The organism is Amycolatopsis decaplanina DSM 44594 (assembly GCF_000342005.1).
GTDB classification, from domain to species: Bacteria; Actinomycetota; Actinomycetes; order Mycobacteriales; family Pseudonocardiaceae; genus Amycolatopsis; species Amycolatopsis decaplanina.
Window position 1 is genome coordinate 402,095 of the sequence record NZ_AOHO01000048.1, and the last position, 19,189, is coordinate 421,283.

Sequence of the window (19,189 nt, forward strand, 5' to 3'; positions counted from 1 at the left end):
GGAAGGAGCGCCGATGGAGACCGTCCTCGTCGTAGGGGCCGGGCAGAGCGGGTTCGGAGTGGCGACCTCGCTGCGGGACAAGGGGTTCGACGGGCGGGTGGTGCTGATCGGCGACGAACCCGGGCTGCCGTACCAACGGCCTCCGTTGTCGAAGGGCTATCTCGCCGGGACAGCGGGTGACGCTCAGTTGCGTCTGCGGCCCGAGGACTTCTTCGCGGAAAAGAACATCGAACTGATCCCGGGCCGCGTCGCGTCAGTGGATCGCGACGGCGCGAAGGTGGTGCTCGAGGACGGGAGCGCCCACGAATACGACCATCTCGTACTGGCGACGGGATCGGTCAACCGCGTACTGCCGGTGCCGGGGTCCACTTTGGATGGTGTGTTCACCTTGCGCACCAAGGACGAGGCCGATGTCCTGCGAGCCGCGCTGGAAAGCGCGGAGAACGTGGTCGTGGTCGGTGGCGGGTTCATCGGGCTCGAATTCGCCGCGCACGCCGGGCGGCCTGTGACGATCGTCGAGGTGCAGGACAGGCTGATGGCCCGCGTCGCGACTCCGGAGGTCTCGGCGTACTTCGCCGCGCTGCACGAGGGAGCGGGACACACGATCTTGCTCGGCAAGGGCGTCGCGGCGCTGCGCGGCGAGGGCCGGGTGACCGAGGTGGAACTGAGCGACGGCAGCCTGCTGCCCGCCGATCTGGTACTGGTCGGGGTCGGGGTGGAACCACGGACGCGGCTCGCCGAAGAGGCGGGGCTCGCCGTGGCGAACGGTGTCGTCGTCGACGAGCACTTGCGCACGAGCGACCCGAAGATCTCGGCGGTCGGGGACTGCGCGAACTTCCCGTGTGTCCAGGCGGGGACGGCGACCCGGCTGGAGTCGGTGCAGAACGCCGTCGACCAGGCGCGGGCGGCGGCGGCCGCCATCGCCGGCGAACCCGCGCCTTACGACAGCCTGCCGTGGTTCTGGACCGACCAGCTCGGCGCGAAACTGCAGATCGCCGGGATCCTGACCGGGGCGGAGAAGACCGTCGTGACCGGGGATCGCGAGGGCGGGAAGTTCTCGGTGCTGTCGTTCCGCGACGGCGTGCTCGCCGGGGTCGAGTCGGTGAACCGGCCACCGGACCACATCGCCGCGCGCCGCCTGTTCGCCGCGGATCCGGCGCCGCGGTTCGAGACGCTGGAGGCCAATGGCTTCGATCTCAAAGCGACCTTTGCGTCAACCCGCGGTTGACGATCTCGCATTCGTCAACCTAGAGTTGACGGCATGACGAATCCAGTCCGGCTCGACGACCTCATCTCCCACATCAAGCAGCAGCATCCCGACGGCGACGTGCTCGGTCAGCTTTCCGACGCGGTCTTCCTCGGCGAGCACCTCGGCGAAGTGGCCGACCACCTGATCGGCCACTTCGTCGACCAGGCGCGGCGCTCCGGCGCGTCCTGGACCGAAATCGGCAAGAACATGGGGGTGTCCAAACAGGCCGCGCAGAAGCGCTTTGTCGACTCCAGTGGCTCTTCGCTCGAAGACCTGGTGAAGGTTTTCGGCCGCTACACCGATCGCGCACGGCACGTCGTCGTCGCTTCGCGGGACGCGGCGGTCTCGGCGAAGAGTCCGCAGATGGAGCCCGTGCACCTGGTCCTTGGCCTGCTCGCCGAACCGGCCGCGCTCGCGGCGGGGGCGATCTTGGCGCAAAACGTGACTCTCGAGGCCGTCCGCGAGGCCGCGGAGGCGAGGCTGCCGGAACCCACCGACGAGCCGGTGGAAGCGGCGAAGATGGCGTTCGGCGCGCAGGCCAAGAAGGCGCTGGAACTGGCCATGCGGGAGTCGCTGCGGCTCGGGCACAACTACATCGGCACCGAGCACATCCTGCTGGCCCTGTTCGAACTCGGCGACGACCTGCTGACCGGTCTCGGGCTCACGAAGGAGAAGACCGAGGCGGTGATCCTGCGGGCGCTGGCGGAGATCGTCGCGGCGCGCGGGGAGGGCTGAAAGCGTCCTTCACCGCATCTCAGGCGGTGAAGGACGCTTTCGTCTCATGCGATGCGGGGAAAGTCCCCTTCAGCCTTGTCAGGCGGAGGATTCGGGGCGGCCGTCGGCGGCCCAAGCGGTGTGGAACGAACCCTCGCGGTCGACGCGGCGGTACGTGTGGGCACCGAAGTAGTCCCGCTGCCCTTGCACCAGCGCGGCCGGAAGCCGCTCCGCGCGAAGACCGTCGTAGTAGGCCAGCGCGGTCGAGAATCCCGGAGTCGGGATGCCGAGGCGCACCGCCGTGGAGATCACGGAACGCCAGGAGTCCTGAGCGTCCTCGACGGCCTTGCGGAAGCCGCCGGAGGTCAGAAGCGTCGGCAGCGCGGGTTCTTCGGCATACGCGGCTGTGATGTCGTTCAGGAACTTCGCGCGGATGATGCAGCCGCCGCGCCAGATGGACGCGACCTTGCCGAGGTCGATGTCCCAGCCGTATTCGGCGCCGCCCGCCTGGATCTGGTTGAAGCCCTGGGCGTACGCCACCACCTTCGACGCGTACAGAGCCTGCTCGACGTCGTCCGCGAAGGTGTCCAAAGCGGACCCTGTCAGCGGAGCACGCGAGGGGCCGCCGAGACCGCGGGAGGCCTCGCGCAGGTTCGACGAACCGGACAGCGAGCGCGCGAAGACGGCTTCGGCGATGCCGCTGATCGGTACGCCGAGGTCCAGTCCGATTTGGACGGTCCAGCGGCCGGTGCCCTTCTGCTCCGCCTGGTCCGCCACGATGTCGACGAACGGCTTGCCGGAAGCGGCGTCGGTGTGGGCCAGTACCTGCGAGGTGATCTCGATCAGGTACGAGTCCAGCCGTCCCGAGTTCCAGGTCCTGAAGACCTCGGCGATCTCGGCGGGGGAGTAACCGCCCGCGCCGCGCAGGAGATCGAACGATTCGGCGATCAACTGCATGTCGGCGTACTCGATGCCGTTGTGCACCATCTTCACGAAGTGCCCGGCGCCGTCCGCGCCCACGTGCGTGCAGCACGGTTCGCCGTCGACCTTCGCCGAGATGTCCTCGAACAGCGGCCCGAGCGACTGGTACGACTCCTTGGAGCCGCCCGGCATGATGCTCGGCCCGTGCAGCGCGCCCTCCTCGCCGCCGGATACACCGGTGCCGACGAAATGGATGCCCTTCTCGCGCAGCGCGGCCTCGCGGCGCCGGGTGTCCGCGAAGTGCGCGTTGCCCGCGTCGACGATCACGTCGCCCTTCTCGAGGAGTGGGACGAACTCGTCGATCACGGCGTCCGTCGGCGCACCGGCCTTGACCATGATCACGACCTGGCGCGGCCGCTCCAGCGCGTCGACGAACTCCTGCGCCGAATACGCCGGGATGAAGTCGCCCTCGTCGCCGAACTGCTCGACCAGTTCCTTCGTCCGCTGCTCGGAGCGGTTGTGCAGGGCCACCGTGTGCCCGTGCCTCGCCAGGTTCCTGGCCAGGTTGCGGCCCATGACCGCCAGACCGGTGACCCCGATGCTCGCCTTCTTGCTCATCCGCACCCTTCCGCTTCGATTCCCGTGCCGAGCCTATCCCCGTCGAGGGATACGGCGCCGGGGCGAGACGGGATCAAACGGGAGTTGTCCACAACCGGGCGGACCTGTGGACAACTCGGCTCGGGCGCCCCGGGCCGGCGTGGTCGCCGCTACGCTGGGTGCGGGGCCGTCCCCCAGGGACGGGTGGGGGGCTGGGTTTCGGACGCGCGCGAGGAAAGCGTCGCGAAATGATGCTTTCGCGACACGGCGCTCGACCGCCCTGAGTGGAGTACGTCAGGAGAAGCAGCGGATCGGGGCCCCGTTGAAGGTGACCATGTCCGCCAGCGCGGCCCCCAGATCGATCGGCGCGCCCCAGGCGAGACCGTCCAGTTCGGCGTAGGCCCTGTGCAGGTTCGCCGGCAACCGCTCCTGTTCGGACAATGCCTCGTAGGGCCCGAGATCCGCTTCGCGAGCAGCCTGAAGAGGCGTCAGCCCGGCGGCCTTCCCGTGTGAGGCGAGTTTCTGCAGGAAACCCAGGTATCCGTCGACGACGTCGATCGCCTCGGGGCCGCACACCGGGCCGTGGCCCGGCACGATCGTCGCCGGCTCCAGCTCACGGACCAGGTCCAGCGCCTTCCGCCAGCCGGCGGGCGAGCCCATCAGCGCGAACGGGCTGCCGCCGTTGAAGATCAGGTCACCGACGAACAGCACCCGCCGCTCCGGCAGCCAGACGAGTACGTCGTTGGTGGTGTGCGCGGCGTGTCCGGGGTGGATCAGCTCCAGCCGGACGTCGCCGGCGTGCACGGTCAGCCGGTCGTCGAACAGCACCTCGGGTGGCCGCAGCTCCAGATGGCCCCAATCGTTCCCGGTGAACGAGTTCTCGTAGGTGTTGATCCCGGTCGCGACCATCACCTCGCGCGTCTTCCGGTGCCCGACGATCGTCGCGCCGGTCGCCAGGTAGTTGCCGTTCGTGTGGTCGCCGTGGTGATGCGTGTTGATCACGGTGGTCACCGGCGCCCCGCCGGTCGATTCCGCCGTCGCCAGCAGCGCCCTGGTGCGCCGTTCGGTCGAACACGTGTCGATCACCACTGTGTGATCGCCCGCGTTGACGAACCCGCAGTTGTTGATCCACCACGAGCCGTCGGGCTGGACGTACCCGAAGACGCCATCGGTGACCTGCCTGGCGAAGGGGGATTGGTCCACTCGGTCACTATGCCCGACCGGTGTGCCCGTAATGTGACGAGATCGCTCCGCCACCAGGGTGACGTACCAGGTGACTGGTGTTTTCGGCCGTTTCCTGGAACGCTGCGCAATGTCATCATCGAACCCCGCAAGGTGAAGTACCCTGGGTGGGTTCGAGTATTCGCGCGCAGGACGGCGGGCAGCCGTGGTCCTGGTTATGTGGTCCGGGAGAGCAAGGCGATGGCCAGCACCGTCACCTCGCGCCGGAAGCAGCTCGGGAACGAGCTCCGGCATGCCCGCAACGCCGCGCGGATGACACAGCAGCAGGTCGCCGAGGTTCTCGGCTGCACCCAGGGCAAGGTCAACAAGATCGAGTCCGGTGCCGTCGGGGTCAAGCTCGGGGATGTGCGATCGATGCTGAACGCGTTCGGGATCAACGGCGACGAGGCCGACACGTTGATGAACCTGGCCCGCGCCGCGGCCGGGCAGCGTGGCCACTGGTCCGGTTACCGATCCGTGGTGCCGCACTGGTTCCGCACCTTCACCGACCTCGAACCCGCGGCCGCGGAGATCCTCACCTGGCACGGCGAGCGCATCCCCGGCCCGTTGCAGTCCGAGCACTACATGCTCAAGCAGTTCACCGAAGCAGGCGCCACGGACGTCACTTCGCTGGTCCGCAACCGGCTGGACCGCAAGGCCGTCTTCGAGCAGCAGCAGCCGCCCTACTACCGGTTCATCATCAGCGAAGGCGCCTTGCGCCGTGCTCCCGGTGGTTCCGCCCCGGCGGTGATGCTGGACCAGGTCGAGCATCTGCTGGCTTTGGAAAAGCATCCACGCGTGTATGTGCACGTGTTGCCGTTCGGCGCGCGGCTCGCCGCGGTGCCCAACGACTTCACCATCATGCGTTTTCCCGATCGCACCAGGGATTTCGTCTACATCGAGCATTCCGCGGGCGGGTTGTACCTCGACGATGTCAAGGACTTCAACATCTTCGTCGACTCTTGGGACAGGTTGCGCGGCGCCGCGTTGGAACGTCAGGAGACCCGGCAGTTCCTCAAGGAACTCGCCGAGCTGTACCGCACGCAGATGCAAGCCTGAGATGGCCCCACGGTTCCTCCCCGAGGGTGTGGATCTCGAGCGGCCCAACGCCGCCCGAATCTACGACTGGGCGCTCGGGGGAACCGCGAACTGGGCGGTGGACAGGGAATTCGGCGAACAGCTGGTCACGGCCTTCCCACTCATCCGCGCACTCGCCAGGGCCAACCGGGCCTTCCTCGGCCGTTCGGTGCGGCACTGCGCCGAGCACGGCGTGAACCAGTTCCTCGACCTCGGTTCCGGCGTGCCGACGGTCGGCAACGTCCACGAGATCGCCGGTGAGGTCGACGGCGACAGCCGGTGCGTGTACGTCGACAACGAACCGGTCGCCGTCGCGCACGCGCGGATCCTCCTGGAGAAGAACGGGGATCCCGCCAGGCACGCGGTGATCGGCGGCGACCTGCGCGACCCGGACGACGTTTGGGAGCGCGCCTTCGAAACCGGCGTGCTCGACCCGGCGAAACCGGTCGCCCTGCTCACCGTCGCGGTCCTGCATTTCGTGCCGGGCACCGAACTGGCGGACGTCGTCGCGCGATACCGGCGACTGCTGCCCGCGGGGTCGTTCTACGTCCTGTCCCACGTCACGATGTCCGGAGTGGAAGGTGACGAGCTGGGACAGGTCCAGCGCGTCGTGAAGCAGTATGAACAGTCGAGTACACCGGCGTCCTTTCGCGACAAGGAAGAGATCCTCGGCTTTTTCGGGGATTTCGGCCTCGTGGCGCCCGGTCTGGTCCCGGTCGGCGCATGGCGACTGGACGCCCCCCGCTCGCCTGCGCTTAACTGCGCCATCGGCGGGGTCGCCCGCAAACCCGGTCTCTGACGAGGTGTGACGGTATGACGACGCAGCAGGACCCCGAAGTCCCCGAAGGTGTCGATCTCGAACGACCCAACGTGGCCAGGGTGTACGACTGGTTCCTCGGCGGTTCGGCCAACTGGGCCATCGATCGCGAGTTCGGCGCGCAGGTCCTCAAACAGTTCCCGGAGGTCAAGACGTTCGCCCGGGTCGGACGCGACTTCCTCGGCCGCGGCGTGGGCTACCTGGCGCGCCAGGGGATCACCCAGTTCCTCGACATCGGCTCCGGTGTGCCCACCGTCGGCAACGTCCACCAGATCGCGAGCGCGATCAACCCCGGCGCCCGGGTCGTGTACGTCGACATCGAGCCGGTCGCCGTCGCGCATTCCCAGCTGCTGCTGGAACGCGAGGGGCTGCTCGGGCGGCACGCGGTCCTGCAAGGCGACGTCCGGGACCCCGCCGACATCTGGAAACGCGCCCTCGAAACCGGGGTGCTCGACCCCCGGCAGCCGATCGGGCTGGTCCTGGTCGGCCTGCTGTACTTCCTCGGCCCGGACGAACCCGTCCACGAGATGGTCGAGCGTTATATCGATTTTCTGCCGTCGGGTTCGTACTTCCTCGCCTCGCATCTGACCGAGGACGGCGTCACACGCAAGGAAGGCGACAACCGGGAGGACGTCCAGGAGCTGTACAAGAAGACGAGCGCACCGTTCCATCTGCGATCCCGCGCTGAGTTCGCCGCGTTCTTCGACGGCTTGGAACTGGTGGAACCGGGCATCGACTGGATGGCCACCTGGCATCTCGACGAAGCGGATTCCCGCGCGAGCGACCGGTTCGCGGACGACCCCACCTTCACCGGCGGGCTCGGCGGATTGGGCCGTAAGCCCTGATACGTCAGGCCCGGCCGGTCAGATACCCGATCAGGGGCGTCAGCTCGAACTGACCTTCGAGCGGCCGGCCGGTCCTGATCAGGTCCCGGTGCGCGCCGGGCGAATCGACTTCGGAGTTCCACGGTGGCTGTTTGCGCAACGGCGCCTGGATGAGGCTGAACCCGAACCGCTGCCGCAGTTCGAGCCCGATGTTGCGGTGGTGCTTCGCCGAGGCCAGGCGTTCGTCCTCACGGCGGAACAGCAGCGTGGTGAGGCGGACGGCCATGGCGGTCACACCCCCCGGCTCGGACGCGGCAACCGCGCCTGGTCGGCCGAACCGGCCAGGCCGAGACAACGCTCACAGGGCATCCCCGAACCGACGGGGATCCATTCCAGGTGGTCGTAAGGCATCGCCGCGCCGCAACGGGCGTGCAGGAACTCGGGGTGCGAACCCCCGGAGTGCAAGTCGAAAAGATGCGCGGAGCGGCGGCTTTCGCCCGCCGTCCCGGCCATGAGCCTGCCGACGGCGAGTACCGTCGCCGGCATGGTGTCCTGAATGATCACGCTGATCCTCCCCCACGAGGTCGGCGGTGGGTGGTCATGCGCCGCGGGGAGGGTGTCCCTGCCGGTCACCTGCCGTCGGTGGCCTGCCGGAACGGCGAAACTCCCTGCTGAACGCACCCGATGACGTCCGTCGCCGAGGTCTTCGCGTACTGCGAGCGATTCACCAACAACCGAGCCCCGGCCGCTGCGATTAATCCTACTCCTGGAATAATCTTCATGTCGAGGGTGGGCGGAGTTGATCACCCACTTGGCCGTGCGGGATAGTCCCGTTGAGGCAGGGAGAAGCCGGGACCGTGACGGTTCGCGCAGGTCGCGACCCGCGCCCCCGACCGACGTTCGGAGGTACGACCAATGGCCGATTATCCATCGGCGGCGGATTACGATCCGACCACGGCCGTGTCGCTGTTCGACGACTCCGCGTGGGAGAAGTCCTTCGCGAGCGAGCCCAACGGGGGGAACTGCGTCGAGGTCAATCTCGGCAGGGAAGGCCTGGTGGGGGTCCGTGACACCAAACTGGCCCAAAGTCCCGTGTTCGTCTTCGATTCCGGTGAGTGGAACGCCTTCCTCAAGGCGGTCAAGGCCGGACAGTTCGATCTTAGCCCTTGACCTGACCACAAGGTCTCCCCAAGGGCGCTCCGCGCCCGACGGAGACTTCACGTCGCGCGCCTCTTTTGGCCGAAGGCCACGAAAACACGATGAAGGGGCGCATTCGCAGTCAACTGGGTGTTGACGCGAAACGGCGCCCCTTCGGCGGGTTTTCGTCAGCGGGCGACAGACAGAGTGAGCCTGGATTTCGTGCGCCGCCAGGCGACGGCGATCAGGACGGCGAGGACGATCAGCGGGATCAGGCTGATCGACCAGCTCACCGCCATCGGCGGCCCCGGCTGTTCGAGCACCACCAGATCGCGGAGTTCCCCCGCGCCCTTGCCCGCGGGCCCCTCGATCTCGAACCGGAACGTCCACGAGCCCTGCGTCTGCAGGGCACGGATGTCCAGCCCCCACACCTCCAGTTTCCGCGGATGCTTCGCCAGCGGCTGGCCACGGCCCAGTCGCCCGGTCTCCGGATTGACGAACGCGAGCGTCCCCGTCTTCCCGGCGATCCCGCCGTCCGGGATGAACGTGAAGTCCAGCGATTGCATGGCGCGCAACGGCCAGGTGCTGAACCCGACCGTCATCCCGTACGGTCCGACCTGCACTCGTTCGGTGTGGACGATGTTCACCGGTTCGTAGGCATTCGCCGCGGGTGTGGTCGCGAACAGCAACCCGATCGCCGCCGCCAAGGCCAGCAGTGTCTTACGCATGCGCGTTGTCCCCCTTCGCCGGGGCCAGCAGCCTCAGCATCCCGCCGAATCGCCACCCGGCGAACCCGCCGAGCAACCCGGCCACCGCGCCGCCGGCGGCGGTCGCGAACACGATCGGCCACCGGATCGAGTCGGCGCCGTAGACGATCGCGTTCTGGATCGGCATGCTCGCGCCGACCAGGAATCCGCCGATCACGCCCGCCGGCACCGAAACCCGGCCCGCGGACCAGCCGCGTCGCGAAAGCAGGTAGACCGCTTCGAGCACGGCCGCGATCGGCAGCAGCGCCATCGGCATCATCGAAGGCATCGCGGGAACGCCGTCGATGTAGTCGCGCATCGGCAGGCCGACCGCGCTCGCGTACGCCTTCGCCGCCCACGGCGAGAACCACCAGGTGATCGCCTGGATGACTGCCAGCGCCGCGGCGACCCGGACCGCTCCGCCCGGCCGCCCCCGGAACCCGGCGCCCGCCGAGACCAGCAGCACCGAAAGCAGTGCGATGCCCACGGAGACGACGTCGAGGCCGTCGACGTCGATCTGTTGCAGCCCCAGCACGGTCACCGTGCTGAACGCGATCAGCACACCGAGACTGCCGGCCACGCCGACGGTGCCCCAGCGGTGCTCCCGCGCGGCCGCGAACACCATGACCGTGCCGATGATGCTCAGCGTGATGGACAGCAACAGCCCGATGTGCGGCGGCGAGTCGATCACCGCGTCGAAGCCGTACAAGCCGTGCCACCACTGGTCCCACAGGCCGTACAACAGGAACATCGCCGCGCCGGTCCCGGTCACCAGGTAGCCGGCCGGTGCGGCGAAGACCTTGCCGAAGACGTTGACCGCGCGGCCGCCGACACGTGCGTCTATCGGGCGCCCCGCCCGGCGCGCGGCCGTGGTCATCAGCACGACCACGAGACTCGCGAGCCCGGAGATCGCGCTGCCCGAATACAGGAACAGGTGCGGCATCGTGAAGAACGTGTCCGGGCCGACGTCGCCGTGCCATTGGATGTCCCAGGTCAGCCCGATCAGCGAGATCACCGACCCGGCCAGCACCGTGCCCGCCGGTACGAGACCGGTGCGTTCACTTCGTGCCACCGAGACGGCCCTCGCCCCTCCCGCGGTGAGATCCATACCCCCGACCTCTCTCTCCTACTTGACCAGCAAAGGAAAAACGTGCTGCGTGGCGCCGGACGGCCCGCGCAGTGAAACGGTGATCTCCCATTGCCCCGGCATCGGCAGCAGGACGTCGCCGGTGCGGAACCGGCCCGGCCCCTCCGCGATCGCGGGCGACGGGGCGAGCGCGTGTCCCATCTGCGGCATCACGGGTTCGAGGGTGACGACGTCCGGCGTGGCACCGGTGACGGTCAGCGCGAACACATTCCCGCCCTGGTGCGGATCTTCGACCGACAGCTGCACCGTGTACGGACCCTGCGTCGAGCGCCGCACTTGCTCCCCGCCGCTGCTGGGCCACACCAGCCAGGCCGCGATCGCCGCCACGAGCACGGCGACCACGGAGATCAGCAGGACGGGCTTACGTCTGTCCACTGTGGAGTTCACTGCGGTGTCCCTTCCGCCGGGACTTCGATCTGCATGGGCACGGTCAGCACCGTGTAGTCGCGTTCGGCCTGCAGCCAGATCCGGTACTTGCCGGGTGCGGCGAAGGTGTAGGTGAACGGGACGTCGGGGCCGTACGCGGCGACGGTCTCGTCAGGTTTGCCCGGCATCCCCGGCGATTGCGGGATCATCGAGTGCACATGGGCCCAGGTCGGCGCGGCAGCGGCATCCGCGCCGACCCGGTGGTCGCCGGTTATCGGGCCGACGACGATCAGGTGGCCGAGCATGCCCAGCCACGGTTGGAGATCCGCCTTGCCGAACCGCGCGGTGATCGTGGTCGGCGTACCCGGTTCGACCTCGAGGTCGACCGGGTTCCCGTTCACGACACGAGCGCCCGCTCCGGCGGGTACGGGTTCGGCGGGGGAGTCCGTTCCGGCCGCGACACCCATCGTGGTGCGGACCAGTTGCACTCCACCGCCTCGCCGGGCGAGTTCCGCGGCGACGGCGTAGGTCCCGGCCTCGGGCGGCGTGAACTTCACCCGGTAGTCGCCAAGGCCGACACGCACCGGATGCAGATGCCAGAGCCTGCCCGTCGGTGAGATGACGACGAGGTGGATCAAGGCGTTGTCGTGCACCAGGAGATCGTCGACGGGGCGGCCTGTCGCACCGTCGGCGAGGGCCAGCCGGACCTCGGCGAGACCGCCCGACCGAGCGTTCGGGGAACGCACGGCCAGGTTCACCGGCGGCCGCGAGAAGTCCATAGTGGACATCTGCGCGTTCGCGTACGGGTCCTGGATGTTGTCGATCGTCGGGTCCAGCGCCGCACCCGGTGCGGGCGGCGGCGGGGTGGACGCGGACAGCATCGCGCCGGTGATCGCGACCGCGAGCGCGGCGACCATCCCACCGGCGGGGATCAGCGCGAGCTGCGGCCGCTTGACGCGCATCGCGACGACGAGACCGAGCACCAGGAACACGCCCGCGGCGACGAAGCCGCCGAAAGTCACCTTCTCCCAAGGGGGAATGACCCTGGCCGGGACGATGAACGGGATCGACCCGGTGTCCGTCCCGTCGTCGAGGCCGAGCTCCCACGGCCCCGGCTGATCGACCCGCAGCAGCGCCGGATGGGCGCCGGGTTTCCCGTCCAGCCGGACCGTGGTTTCGGAAAACGTCGTCCCCGCGGTGGACGCGCGCAGTTTCAGTGTTCCCGGAGCGCTCCCGGCATGCGTGACGACGTCGATGTGCAGTGGCCCGGGCGCGATGTCCATCCGCCGCAGCACGACGGTGAGATCCCGGGTGCCGAGCGTCTGCGCGACCTGGACGTCCGCGCCGCTCGACACGCCGTCCGCCTGGGCGTTGCCGCCCAGTAGCAAGGACGCCAGCGCGCAGAGCGCGAGTACTCGGGCGATGACCGACGACGCCGTGCGCCGCCCCCTCGGTGAATTCCCCATCCCGCCTGAAGTTAACGACGACGGCCCGGGAAAGCGTCACAGTGCGGAGTGAATCGGGGTCCCCCGTACAGGGGACGGCTGCCCTTACTCCAGTGAGGGTGGCTCGTGAGTGGTAAGGACGGTTCTAACCGTCCTTACCACTCACGAGCCAGGAAGCGGTACGCGCGTGGATGCGCCCGGAACCAGACGTTGAGCCTGCCGATCCGGCGCACGAGCGAGGAACGCGACGTCACCGGCACCAGCCCGCCTGCCAGCCTCACCGCCGAACGGAATCGGTCGAACCGGCGCTGGTCCCTGTCCGTCCACTGTAGACCGAGGCGATCCCGCAGCACGGGCGGCAGCGTGGCGCGGATGACGAACATCTGCCCCCGGTACTGCCATCGTTGTAACCGGACCCAGCGTGCGTCGGGCAGCCATCGCCACGGCTTCTTCACCGTCCGGATCGTCTCGAACAGCGTCGAAATCGTCTCGTTCGGGCCGAAACCGTCGATCATGTCCGCGTAGTACCGCTCGAATTCCGGCCACGTCGACGGCAGGTCCTGCTCGCGCAGGCCGAGAAGCCGTCCGACGTCGCACATCTGCGCGTAGTACTCGTCCAATTCGGACGGGGTCATCGGAGTGCCGTAGAACCGTTGTGTGTCAACGGGAACCATGACGAGCGTGGCGTGCACCCAGGCGTACGCGTGCGGGTTCAGCGCGCTGTAGCGGCGGCCGTCGGTGTCGACGCCGGTGAACGACCGGTGCAGCGCGCGCAGCCGGTCCGCCTCGTATCGCGCGCCCGCCGGGCCGCCGTAGATGTAGATGGACAGCGACGCGGCCGTGCGCATCAGCCGTGTCCAGGGATCTTCGATGTAGTCGGAATGATCCCGCACCCCGGCCGCGACGACGGGGTGCGCGACCTGCAGCACCAGTACCTGGCCCGCCAGCAGCCCGGCCCGGAAGTCGCCGAAGTATCTCCACGCCGCCGTCCCCTTGACGATCGGCGGGCCGCTCACGACGCGCCGCGGACGAGCATCATCAACGACTGCGCCACCCCGACGCCGTCGTCGCCCGTGGCCAGTCTGCGCAACTGCAGGCCGGCGATCAGCGCGACGACCGGACCGGTCAGCCGCTCCGGGGACGGCACGCCGAGTGTCCGCAGGATCACCAGCGCGAGTTCATCGTAGGCGGCGAAACACCGCGCGGCCGCGTCCTGGAGCCCGGGGTCGCGCGCGGCCTGCAGGTACAGCTCGTGCGCGCCGAGTTCGTCGGTGCCGAACGGAAGCCGCGCGATGACCTGTTCGACCACCGACGCGGCCTGCTCGACACTCAAGCCCTGCTCGCGATAGGCGTCGACGAACCCGGTCAGCTTCGTGGTCTCTTCTTCGGCGAACAGCAGCATCGCCTCGCGCAGCAACACGGTCTGGCTGGGGAAGTGGTAGGTCAGCGTGCCGAGCGAGACCTCGGCCTGCCGCGCGATCCGGCGGTTGGTCAGCCCGCCGACACCCTGTTCCCCGACCACCTTGAGCGCGGCGTGGAGGATGGTTTCGCGGGTGTTCACCAAGCGGTCTCGGGTTTGCGGTCCTGCCACCGTTCGACCTCTTCCAGTTGCGCGGCCAGCGAGATCAGCCGCTCCTCGGCGTGCGAGGGGCCGAGCAGTTGCCCGCCGAGGGGCAGGCCTTCCGGGCTCAGCCCGGCGGGGACGTTGACCCCCGGCCAGCCCAGCACGTTCCACGGCCAAGCGTAGGGGCACGCGGCGATCATGGCCTGATCGGTCTGCCAACCGGAGAGCCGGTCGAAGGTGCCGATCCGCGGTGGCGGTGTGGCGGTGGTCGGCGTGAGCACGACGTCCACCCGGCCGAACACCGAGCCGATCTGCCGTTGCAGCAACGGTTCCGTGGCACGGGCGAGCCGCAGCGCCGGTCCGGCCAGTGCCGAGCCCTGCCGTGCGTTGGCGCGCGTGCGCGGGTCGAGCCGTGCCTGGTCCGGGACGCGACGGGACCAGTCACGCACGCCGACGAGCGAACGCGGCAGGAAGGTGAGGCCGATCAGCCGGTAGTCGGGTTCGATCTCGACGACCTCGTGGCCGAGTGCGGCGAACCGCTCCGCGAGCCGGACGACGGCCGCGTGAGCTTGTGGATCGAGCCGGGTTTTCGTCGCGGTGAAGGGGATCCGGGTGGACAGCCCGATCCGCATCCGGCCCGGTTCGCGGCGGGCGGCCGCTTGGAACGCGGTCCCGGTCCCGGCGGCGACGTCGAGCAGCAGGGCCGCGTCGGCGACGGTGCGCGCGAGCGGGCCGACCACGGTCAGCCCGTGGAAGAGTTCGCGTTCGGTCGGGACGCGGCCGCGCTGCGGTTTGATCCCGACCAGATCGGTCCACGCGGCCGGGATCCGGATCGACCCGGCCCCGTCGGAACCCAGCGCGGCGGCGATCACCCCCGACGCGATGGCCGCCGCCGCGCCGCCCGAGGAACCGCCCGGGGTGCGCTCGGTGTCCCACGGATTGCGGGTCGCGCCGAACGCGGGGCCTTCGGTGAACGGCCATTGGCCGAGTTCCGGGGTGTTGGTCTTGCCGATGAGCACCGCGCCCGCCTCGCGGAGGGCGGCGACGGGCGGGGAGTCCGCCGTCGCGACGGAGAAGTCGCCCTCGCAGCCGAACGCGGTCGGCAGGCCGGTGACGTCGAGGTCGTCCTTGATCGCGGTGGGGACGCCGAGCAGGGGAGCGGTCTCGCCGGCGGCCAGCCGACGGTCGGCCTCCTCGGCCTCGCGAAGGGCTTCTTCGGCGCGTAGGCATTTGAAGGCGTTGAGAACAGGCTGGCTGGCCTCGGCCTTCTCAAGCGCCAAGCGCGTGAGCTCGACCGACGTCGTGGCTCCGGTGGCGAGCAACGAGGCCTGTTCGGCCAGACCGGTGAAGGCGAGCTGCGGTTTCGACGTGGTCATGGCTCCCCCTGACTCTCTCGTTCGTTCAAACGAACGATACCACCGGGTAACCTCGATCGCGGGCGATCGGTGTGGTTACGTGACCTGCATGAACCTCGATCGCTTCCCCCGCGTCGACCTCGGCGGCTACCCGACTCCGCTGCATCCGGCACCCCGGCTGGGCGAGGCCCTCGGCCTGCCGAACCTGCTGCTCAAGCGGGACGACGTGCATCCACTCGGCGTGGGCGGCAACAAGCTGCGCAAACTCGAGTTCCTGCTCGGCGCGGCGATCGAAAACGGCGCCGACACGGTGATCACCTTCGGCGCGCTGCAGACCAACCATGGCCGCCAGACCGCCGCGGCCTGCGCGAAGCTCGGGTTGCGGTGCGAGCTCGTGCTGACGGCGAAGGTTCCTCGCGACGGCGACGCGTACGAAAGGTCCGGCAACGTCTACCTCGATCATCTCTTCGGCGCGAACGTGCACATCTGCCGCGACGGCGAGGAGACGGGAAGGACCTACGACCGGCTGATCACCGAGGCCGCGGCCGAGGGGCGCCAGGTGGCCACGTTCCCGGTCGGCGGTTCCGACGGCGTCGGGGCGCTCGGGTACGTGGCGGCCGCGCGGGAGATCGCCGGGCAGCTCGCCGAGCTGGGCATCACCAAGGCGCGGCTGGTCGCCCCGCACGCCAGCGGCGGGACGTCCGCGGGGCTCGTCGTCGGAACGGCCGGCCTCGACTGGCTGACGCTGGACATCGCCTGCGTCAGCCATCCGGTCGACGAGGCCCTCGACAACCTGGCCGATCTCACCATCGCGGCCTCCGTGCTGCTGGGGAGCGAACCGCCGTCACTCGAAGGCCTGCGCATCGACGACCGCACGATCGGCCCCGGCTATGGGATCCCGACCGGCGCGACGTGGGACGCGGTGCGGCTTTTCGGCCGCACGGAAGGAATCGCGCTCGATCCCGTGTACACCGGCAAAGTGGCCGCCGCGCTGATCGACTGGGCCGCCGAAGGCCATTTCGCGGCCGACGAGCACGTTGTCTTCCTGCACACGGGCGGTCTGCCCGGCCTCTACGGTTACGCCCCCGAATTCACCGACGCGGTGAGCCGCTGACGCGACCTTCAGCATCCCGGCGATCAGGATCACGTGCGCCACCAGCGAAACCCGCTGCATGACGCCGACCGGCGCGATGTCGGTCAGCGTCTTGAAGAACGGGATGTCGGACAGGCGCACGAAGATGAAGCTGAGCCCGAAGACGATCAGCCCGGCCGCGCTGCCCCAGGCCAGGCGCCCGACGAGCCTGGCCGCGGGGGTGCCGCTCAGGTTGTCGCGCAGGGTGAAGCCGGCGGCGGGCAGGCTGAGGAAGGCGATGAGACAGGCGTACAGGTGGATCTCGCCGCTGACCGGATCCGGGAATTCGGGGTAGCTCGCCGGGAAGATCGCCGCCGCCGCCAGCCCCAGCGACCACAGCGCGAACAGCAGTTTCGTGGTGCGGCTGAGCGGGATCCCGGCCGCGGCCAGCGCGCCGAGCGCCGTGAGGGAGCCGATGGACAGGGAGAGCACGCTGGCCCCGAGCATGCCCGTGCCGCGATCGACATAGGCGTAACTGGACAACGTGTCGAACATCGGATCGCGTGAGCTGATCAGGTGGAGCACGACCATGGTGAACAGTGCCCAGCCGATGGCCGCGCCCGACGCGATCAGCCAGGGTCTGGCCCGCGATCTCTCCCCGGGGAACGTCATGCGTCCAGCGTGCTCGCGCGGGCGCGGTTTTCCGATCCGGGAAGCCCCCGGTTTTACCCGGGGGTTACCCCGAAGTCGACCAGTACCAGTAGCTGGTCATCGTGCCTTTTAGCGCGGGGCCAGCGCTCGCCGTCCGGGTCCTGCTTCTCCGCCGTGCGCACCGCGTCGAGGACGGCGTCCGGACCACGCTCCCGGCTGATGGCGAGCACCTCCGGCCAGTCGAACAGGTCGTACTCGTCGACACCGATCGCGACGCCGTCGGTCGCCAGCAGCAGGGCGTCGACCTCCGAGCGCGGCCAACTGCGGCGTACGGCTTCTGCGGCCGCCTTCGGTTCCGCTTCGGCGACCCAGAAGCCGTCCGGCGCGTTGCGTTTCGCGCGGACGTCGGCGCCTGTGCGGAGCTGACCGCTTTCGCGCAGCGAGCCGAGCCTGTCGTCGGTGAGCGGGTCTGTGCCGGAAGGACCGAAGGCGATGATCGGGCTGTCGGCGAGCACCAGCCCGTCGACGGTGTCGTCCGTCCAGCGCGCGATCGCGACCGTGCTCGACGGCGATCGTCCCGGTTCGAGTCCTTCGCGGCGGGCGACGTCGGCTATCGACTCCGCGAGCAACACCGCGAGATCCGCCTGGGGTTCCGCGCTCAGTGCCCGCGACAGGCTGTGCACGAGCAGGCTCGCGTACCAGCCGCCGGACGGCAGATCCGGCCTCGGCGCGGTCGCCCCGTCGAGCACCACCACGGCGTTGCCGAGCACGGCGACGTGGTCTTCGGTCGGGCGCGTCGCTCCGTCCGCGCCTACTCCGTCCCTTTCCGCCACTGCGATTTCGACCATGACCCGACCCTAACTGTCAACCGAGGTTGACGCGGGCGAGATGTCAACGTAGGTTGACGTCATGACCGAAGCGACAGATCTGGCCGCGCGAGCCGGTGACCGCGATCCCCGCGTGGGATTGCGCGCCGTCGCCGCCTTGCGCCGGCTGTTGGAACAACTCGAGGCCGTGCAGGTCCGCAGCGCGCGGGTGCACGGCTGGTCCTGGCAGGAGATCGCGGCCGAGCTGGGGGTCAGCAGGCAAGCGGTGCACAAGAAGCACGGGAGGCACTGATGTTCGAACGCTTCACCCCCGAACTCCGTGAAGTCGTCATCGGCGCCCAGCGCGTCGCGTCGGACGAGACGTCCGCGAACGTCGATCCGCTGCACCTGCTGACGTCACTCGCCCAGCGCACCGGCGCGCTCATCGCACTGGGCTGCCCGGCGGACGAACTGGCCGACGACCTCCGCCGCGTCCGGCGCCGGGGCGGGATGAGCGACGCCAATGTCGAAGCCCTGAGCGGTTTCGGCATCGACGTCGAGCACATCGTCGAGCGGGTCGAGCAAACCCATGGCCCCGGCGCGCTGACCGGTGGACAGCGCACCGGACGCGGCCATCGGCCGTTCACGCCGGAGACGAAGAAGGTGCTGGAGAAGAGCCTTCGCGAAGCCATCGACGTCGGCAGCAAGCGCATCGAAGGCGAGCACCTCTTGCTCGCGCTGACGGCTGTCCCCGGCGTGGCCGCCGACGTCCTCGCGCAACGTGGCATCGACTACCTCGCCGTCCGTCGCCTGGTGGAACAGCGCGAGGCCAGCTGATTACTCACGCTCGCGCCAGATGACGTACGGCAGGAAAGCCTGCGTCAGTGGTCCGATGGCGAGCGCGTAGAGGACCGTGCCGACGCCGACGGTGCCGCCGAGCAGCCAGCCGGCGGCCAGGACGGTGATCTCGATGAGGGTCCGGACGAGGCGGATCGACTTGCCCGTCCGGGCCGAGAGGCCGGTCATCAGCCCGTCGCGGGGGCCGGGGCCGAGCCGTGCGCCGACGTAGACCGCGGCGCCGAGGCCGTTGAGCACGACGCCGGCGACCAGGTTGAGAAGCTGCCAGCCGAGCACGTCCTGATCGGGCAGGAAGATCCGCACGAAGTCGACGGTGAGCGAGATGACCACGATGTTGGCGACGGTGCCGATACCGGGCCGCTGCCGCAGCGGGATCCACAGCAGGAGCACCAGGACCGACGCGATCGCGGTGACCGTGCCGAACGAGAGGCCGGTGATCTTCATCAGACCTTCGTGGAGCACGTCCCACGGGTCGAGGCCGAGGCCGGACCTGGTCAGCATGGCCATGCTGCCGCCGTAGAGGACGAGTCCGGCGACGAGCTGGATCGAGCGGCGGGCGGTGTCTTGGGAGATGCCGACGGGTCTGAGGTCGAGTTTGAGTGCCACGGATGCACCATCGGGG

Annotated in this window: 22 protein-coding genes and 1 pseudogene; 9 read left to right on the forward strand and 14 right to left on the reverse strand. The window is 69.1% G+C overall.

Annotation, left to right across the window (positions count from 1 at the left end):
* Nucleotides 1–13: 13 nt before the first annotated feature.
* The gene (locus tag H074_RS14530; RefSeq protein WP_007030803.1) at nucleotides 14–1,228 is read left to right on the forward strand and encodes an NAD(P)/FAD-dependent oxidoreductase; all 1,215 of its coding nucleotides are present in this window, start codon (nucleotides 14–16) and stop codon (nucleotides 1,226–1,228) included.
* Nucleotides 1,229–1,261: 33 nt separating this feature from the next.
* Nucleotides 1,262–1,984, forward strand: coding sequence for a Clp protease N-terminal domain-containing protein (locus H074_RS14535; RefSeq protein ID WP_007030804.1), 723 nt, complete (start codon nucleotides 1,262–1,264; stop codon nucleotides 1,982–1,984).
* Nucleotides 1,985–2,062: 78 nt separating this feature from the next.
* Here the strand turns inward: H074_RS14535 and gndA are convergent, their stop codons facing one another.
* Complete coding sequence (gndA, locus tag H074_RS14540) at nucleotides 2,063–3,502, reverse strand: NADP-dependent phosphogluconate dehydrogenase (RefSeq protein ID WP_007030805.1); 1,440 nt, start codon at nucleotides 3,500–3,502, stop codon at nucleotides 2,063–2,065.
* Between the two features lie 273 nt (nucleotides 3,503–3,775).
* Nucleotides 3,776–4,684 carry an MBL fold metallo-hydrolase gene (locus tag H074_RS14545; protein ID WP_007030806.1) on the reverse strand — a complete coding sequence of 303 codons (909 nt, stop codon included), beginning with the start codon at nucleotides 4,682–4,684 and terminating at the stop codon, nucleotides 3,776–3,778.
* A gap of 219 nt (nucleotides 4,685–4,903) precedes the next feature.
* Between H074_RS14545 and H074_RS14550 the strand changes: the two genes are divergently transcribed.
* From H074_RS14550 to H074_RS14560, 3 genes are read left to right on the forward strand one after another with little or no spacing between them, the layout of a single operon-like run.
* On the forward strand, nucleotides 4,904–5,761 hold the full coding sequence (locus H074_RS14550; RefSeq protein WP_007030807.1) for a helix-turn-helix domain-containing protein: 858 nt from the start codon (nucleotides 4,904–4,906) through the stop codon (nucleotides 5,759–5,761).
* Nucleotide 5,762: 1 nt separating this feature from the next.
* The gene (locus H074_RS14555; RefSeq protein ID WP_007030808.1) at nucleotides 5,763–6,578 is read left to right on the forward strand and encodes an SAM-dependent methyltransferase; all 816 of its coding nucleotides are present in this window, start codon (nucleotides 5,763–5,765) and stop codon (nucleotides 6,576–6,578) included.
* 14 nt (nucleotides 6,579–6,592) lie between these two features.
* Nucleotides 6,593–7,441, forward strand: a complete 849-nt coding sequence (locus tag H074_RS14560) for an SAM-dependent methyltransferase (protein WP_007030809.1) — start codon at nucleotides 6,593–6,595, stop codon at nucleotides 7,439–7,441.
* Between the two features lie 4 nt (nucleotides 7,442–7,445).
* Here H074_RS14560 and H074_RS14565 read toward each other — a convergent pair whose 3' ends face one another.
* Together H074_RS14565 and H074_RS14570 are read right to left on the reverse strand one after the other, a co-directional pair.
* A complete protein-coding gene (locus H074_RS14565; protein ID WP_039922558.1) occupies nucleotides 7,446–7,706 on the reverse strand; it encodes a hypothetical protein in 261 nt (86 codons plus the stop codon).
* A gap of 5 nt (nucleotides 7,707–7,711) precedes the next feature.
* A complete protein-coding gene (locus tag H074_RS14570; protein ID WP_007030811.1) occupies nucleotides 7,712–7,984 on the reverse strand; it encodes a hypothetical protein in 273 nt (90 codons plus the stop codon).
* A gap of 351 nt (nucleotides 7,985–8,335) precedes the next feature.
* Between H074_RS14570 and H074_RS14575 the strand changes: the two genes are divergently transcribed.
* Nucleotides 8,336–8,590 (forward strand): DUF397 domain-containing protein, encoded by a 255-nt coding sequence (locus H074_RS14575; RefSeq protein ID WP_007030812.1) that lies wholly within the window; start codon nucleotides 8,336–8,338, stop codon nucleotides 8,588–8,590.
* A 155-nt stretch (nucleotides 8,591–8,745) separates the two neighbouring features.
* On the opposite strand, the gene H074_RS14580 is transcribed toward H074_RS14575, so the two are convergent.
* From H074_RS14580 to H074_RS14610, 7 genes are all read right to left on the reverse strand, one after another.
* On the reverse strand, nucleotides 8,746–9,285 hold the full coding sequence (locus H074_RS14580; RefSeq protein WP_007030813.1) for a hypothetical protein: 540 nt from the start codon (nucleotides 9,283–9,285) through the stop codon (nucleotides 8,746–8,748).
* On the reverse strand, nucleotides 9,278–10,411 hold the full coding sequence (locus H074_RS14585) for a hypothetical protein (protein ID WP_007030814.1): 1,134 nt from the start codon (nucleotides 10,409–10,411) through the stop codon (nucleotides 9,278–9,280). Before H074_RS14585 ends, H074_RS14580 begins: the two co-directional genes overlap by 8 nt.
* A gap of 18 nt (nucleotides 10,412–10,429) precedes the next feature.
* The gene (locus H074_RS14590; protein ID WP_007030815.1) at nucleotides 10,430–10,837 is read right to left on the reverse strand and encodes a FixH family protein; all 408 of its coding nucleotides are present in this window, start codon (nucleotides 10,835–10,837) and stop codon (nucleotides 10,430–10,432) included.
* Nucleotides 10,834–12,282, reverse strand: coding sequence for a hypothetical protein (locus H074_RS14595; protein ID WP_007030816.1), 1,449 nt, complete (start codon nucleotides 12,280–12,282; stop codon nucleotides 10,834–10,836). The genes H074_RS14590 and H074_RS14595 overlap by 4 nt, the downstream gene beginning before the upstream one ends.
* 134 nt (nucleotides 12,283–12,416) lie before the next feature.
* Complete coding sequence (locus H074_RS14600) at nucleotides 12,417–13,277, reverse strand: oxygenase MpaB family protein (RefSeq protein WP_007030817.1); 861 nt, start codon at nucleotides 13,275–13,277, stop codon at nucleotides 12,417–12,419.
* Nucleotides 13,274–13,822: a TetR/AcrR family transcriptional regulator gene (locus H074_RS14605; RefSeq protein WP_007030818.1), complete on the reverse strand. Its 549-nt coding sequence runs from the start codon at nucleotides 13,820–13,822 to the stop codon at nucleotides 13,274–13,276. The genes H074_RS14600 and H074_RS14605 overlap by 4 nt, the downstream gene beginning before the upstream one ends.
* Nucleotides 13,819–15,201, reverse strand: coding sequence for an amidase (locus H074_RS14610; RefSeq protein WP_007030819.1), 1,383 nt, complete (start codon nucleotides 15,199–15,201; stop codon nucleotides 13,819–13,821). Before H074_RS14610 ends, H074_RS14605 begins: the two co-directional genes overlap by 4 nt.
* Before the next feature lie 88 nt (nucleotides 15,202–15,289).
* On the opposite strand from H074_RS14610, the gene H074_RS14615 reads away from it, so the two are divergent.
* Nucleotides 15,290–16,294 carry a D-cysteine desulfhydrase family protein gene (locus tag H074_RS14615; protein ID WP_007030820.1) on the forward strand — a complete coding sequence of 335 codons (1,005 nt, stop codon included), beginning with the start codon at nucleotides 15,290–15,292 and terminating at the stop codon, nucleotides 16,292–16,294.
* Nucleotides 16,295–16,372: 78 nt separating this feature from the next.
* Here H074_RS14615 and H074_RS39275 read toward each other — a convergent pair.
* Together H074_RS39275 and H074_RS14625 are read right to left on the reverse strand one after the other, a co-directional pair.
* Nucleotides 16,373–16,924: pseudogene (locus tag H074_RS39275) on the reverse strand (DUF998 domain-containing protein); the annotation flags it as partial.
* Between the two features lie 53 nt (nucleotides 16,925–16,977).
* The gene (locus H074_RS14625; protein ID WP_007030822.1) at nucleotides 16,978–17,751 is read right to left on the reverse strand and encodes a protein phosphatase 2C domain-containing protein; all 774 of its coding nucleotides are present in this window, start codon (nucleotides 17,749–17,751) and stop codon (nucleotides 16,978–16,980) included.
* A gap of 61 nt (nucleotides 17,752–17,812) precedes the next feature.
* On the opposite strand from H074_RS14625, the gene H074_RS14630 reads away from it, so the two are divergent.
* Entirely contained in the window at nucleotides 17,813–18,022 is a 210-nt protein-coding gene (locus H074_RS14630) for a sigma factor-like helix-turn-helix DNA-binding protein (RefSeq protein ID WP_007030823.1), read from the forward strand.
* Complete coding sequence (locus tag H074_RS14635) at nucleotides 18,022–18,546, forward strand: Clp protease N-terminal domain-containing protein (RefSeq protein WP_007030824.1); 525 nt, start codon at nucleotides 18,022–18,024, stop codon at nucleotides 18,544–18,546. The genes H074_RS14630 and H074_RS14635 overlap by 1 nt, the downstream gene beginning before the upstream one ends.
* On the opposite strand, the gene yczE is transcribed toward H074_RS14635, so the two are convergent.
* The gene (gene yczE / locus H074_RS14640; protein WP_007030825.1) at nucleotides 18,547–19,173 is read right to left on the reverse strand and encodes a membrane protein YczE; all 627 of its coding nucleotides are present in this window, start codon (nucleotides 19,171–19,173) and stop codon (nucleotides 18,547–18,549) included.
* Between the last annotated feature and the right edge of the window lie 16 nt (nucleotides 19,174–19,189).

Bases quoted from the DNA above. Each gene is read 5' to 3' on its own strand.
- H074_RS14530 (WP_007030803.1), top strand. From the start codon at position 14: ATGGAGACCGTCCTCGTCGTAGGGGCCGGGCAGAGCGGGTTCGGAGTG.
- H074_RS14535 (WP_007030804.1), top strand. From the start codon at position 1,262: ATGACGAATCCAGTCCGGCTCGACGACCTCATCTCCCACATCAAGCAG.
- gndA (WP_007030805.1), bottom strand. From the start codon at position 3,502: ATGAGCAAGAAGGCGAGCATCGGGGTCACCGGTCTGGCGGTCATGGGC.
- H074_RS14550 (WP_007030807.1), top strand. From the start codon at position 4,904: ATGGCCAGCACCGTCACCTCGCGCCGGAAGCAGCTCGGGAACGAGCTC.
- H074_RS14555 (WP_007030808.1), top strand. From the start codon at position 5,763: ATGGCCCCACGGTTCCTCCCCGAGGGTGTGGATCTCGAGCGGCCCAAC.
- H074_RS14560 (WP_007030809.1), top strand. From the start codon at position 6,593: ATGACGACGCAGCAGGACCCCGAAGTCCCCGAAGGTGTCGATCTCGAA.
- H074_RS14565 (WP_039922558.1), bottom strand. From the start codon at position 7,706: ATGGCCGTCCGCCTCACCACGCTGCTGTTCCGCCGTGAGGACGAACGC.
- H074_RS14575 (WP_007030812.1), top strand. From the start codon at position 8,336: ATGGCCGATTATCCATCGGCGGCGGATTACGATCCGACCACGGCCGTG.
- H074_RS14580 (WP_007030813.1), bottom strand. From the start codon at position 9,285: ATGCGTAAGACACTGCTGGCCTTGGCGGCGGCGATCGGGTTGCTGTTC.
- H074_RS14585 (WP_007030814.1), bottom strand. From the start codon at position 10,411: ATGGATCTCACCGCGGGAGGGGCGAGGGCCGTCTCGGTGGCACGAAGT.
- H074_RS14595 (WP_007030816.1), bottom strand. From the start codon at position 12,282: ATGGGGAATTCACCGAGGGGGCGGCGCACGGCGTCGTCGGTCATCGCC.
- H074_RS14610 (WP_007030819.1), bottom strand. From the start codon at position 15,201: ATGACCACGTCGAAACCGCAGCTCGCCTTCACCGGTCTGGCCGAACAG.
- H074_RS14615 (WP_007030820.1), top strand. From the start codon at position 15,290: ATGAACCTCGATCGCTTCCCCCGCGTCGACCTCGGCGGCTACCCGACT.
- H074_RS14625 (WP_007030822.1), bottom strand. From the start codon at position 17,751: ATGGTCGAAATCGCAGTGGCGGAAAGGGACGGAGTAGGCGCGGACGGA.
- H074_RS14630 (WP_007030823.1), top strand. From the start codon at position 17,813: ATGACCGAAGCGACAGATCTGGCCGCGCGAGCCGGTGACCGCGATCCC.
- H074_RS14635 (WP_007030824.1), top strand. From the start codon at position 18,022: ATGTTCGAACGCTTCACCCCCGAACTCCGTGAAGTCGTCATCGGCGCC.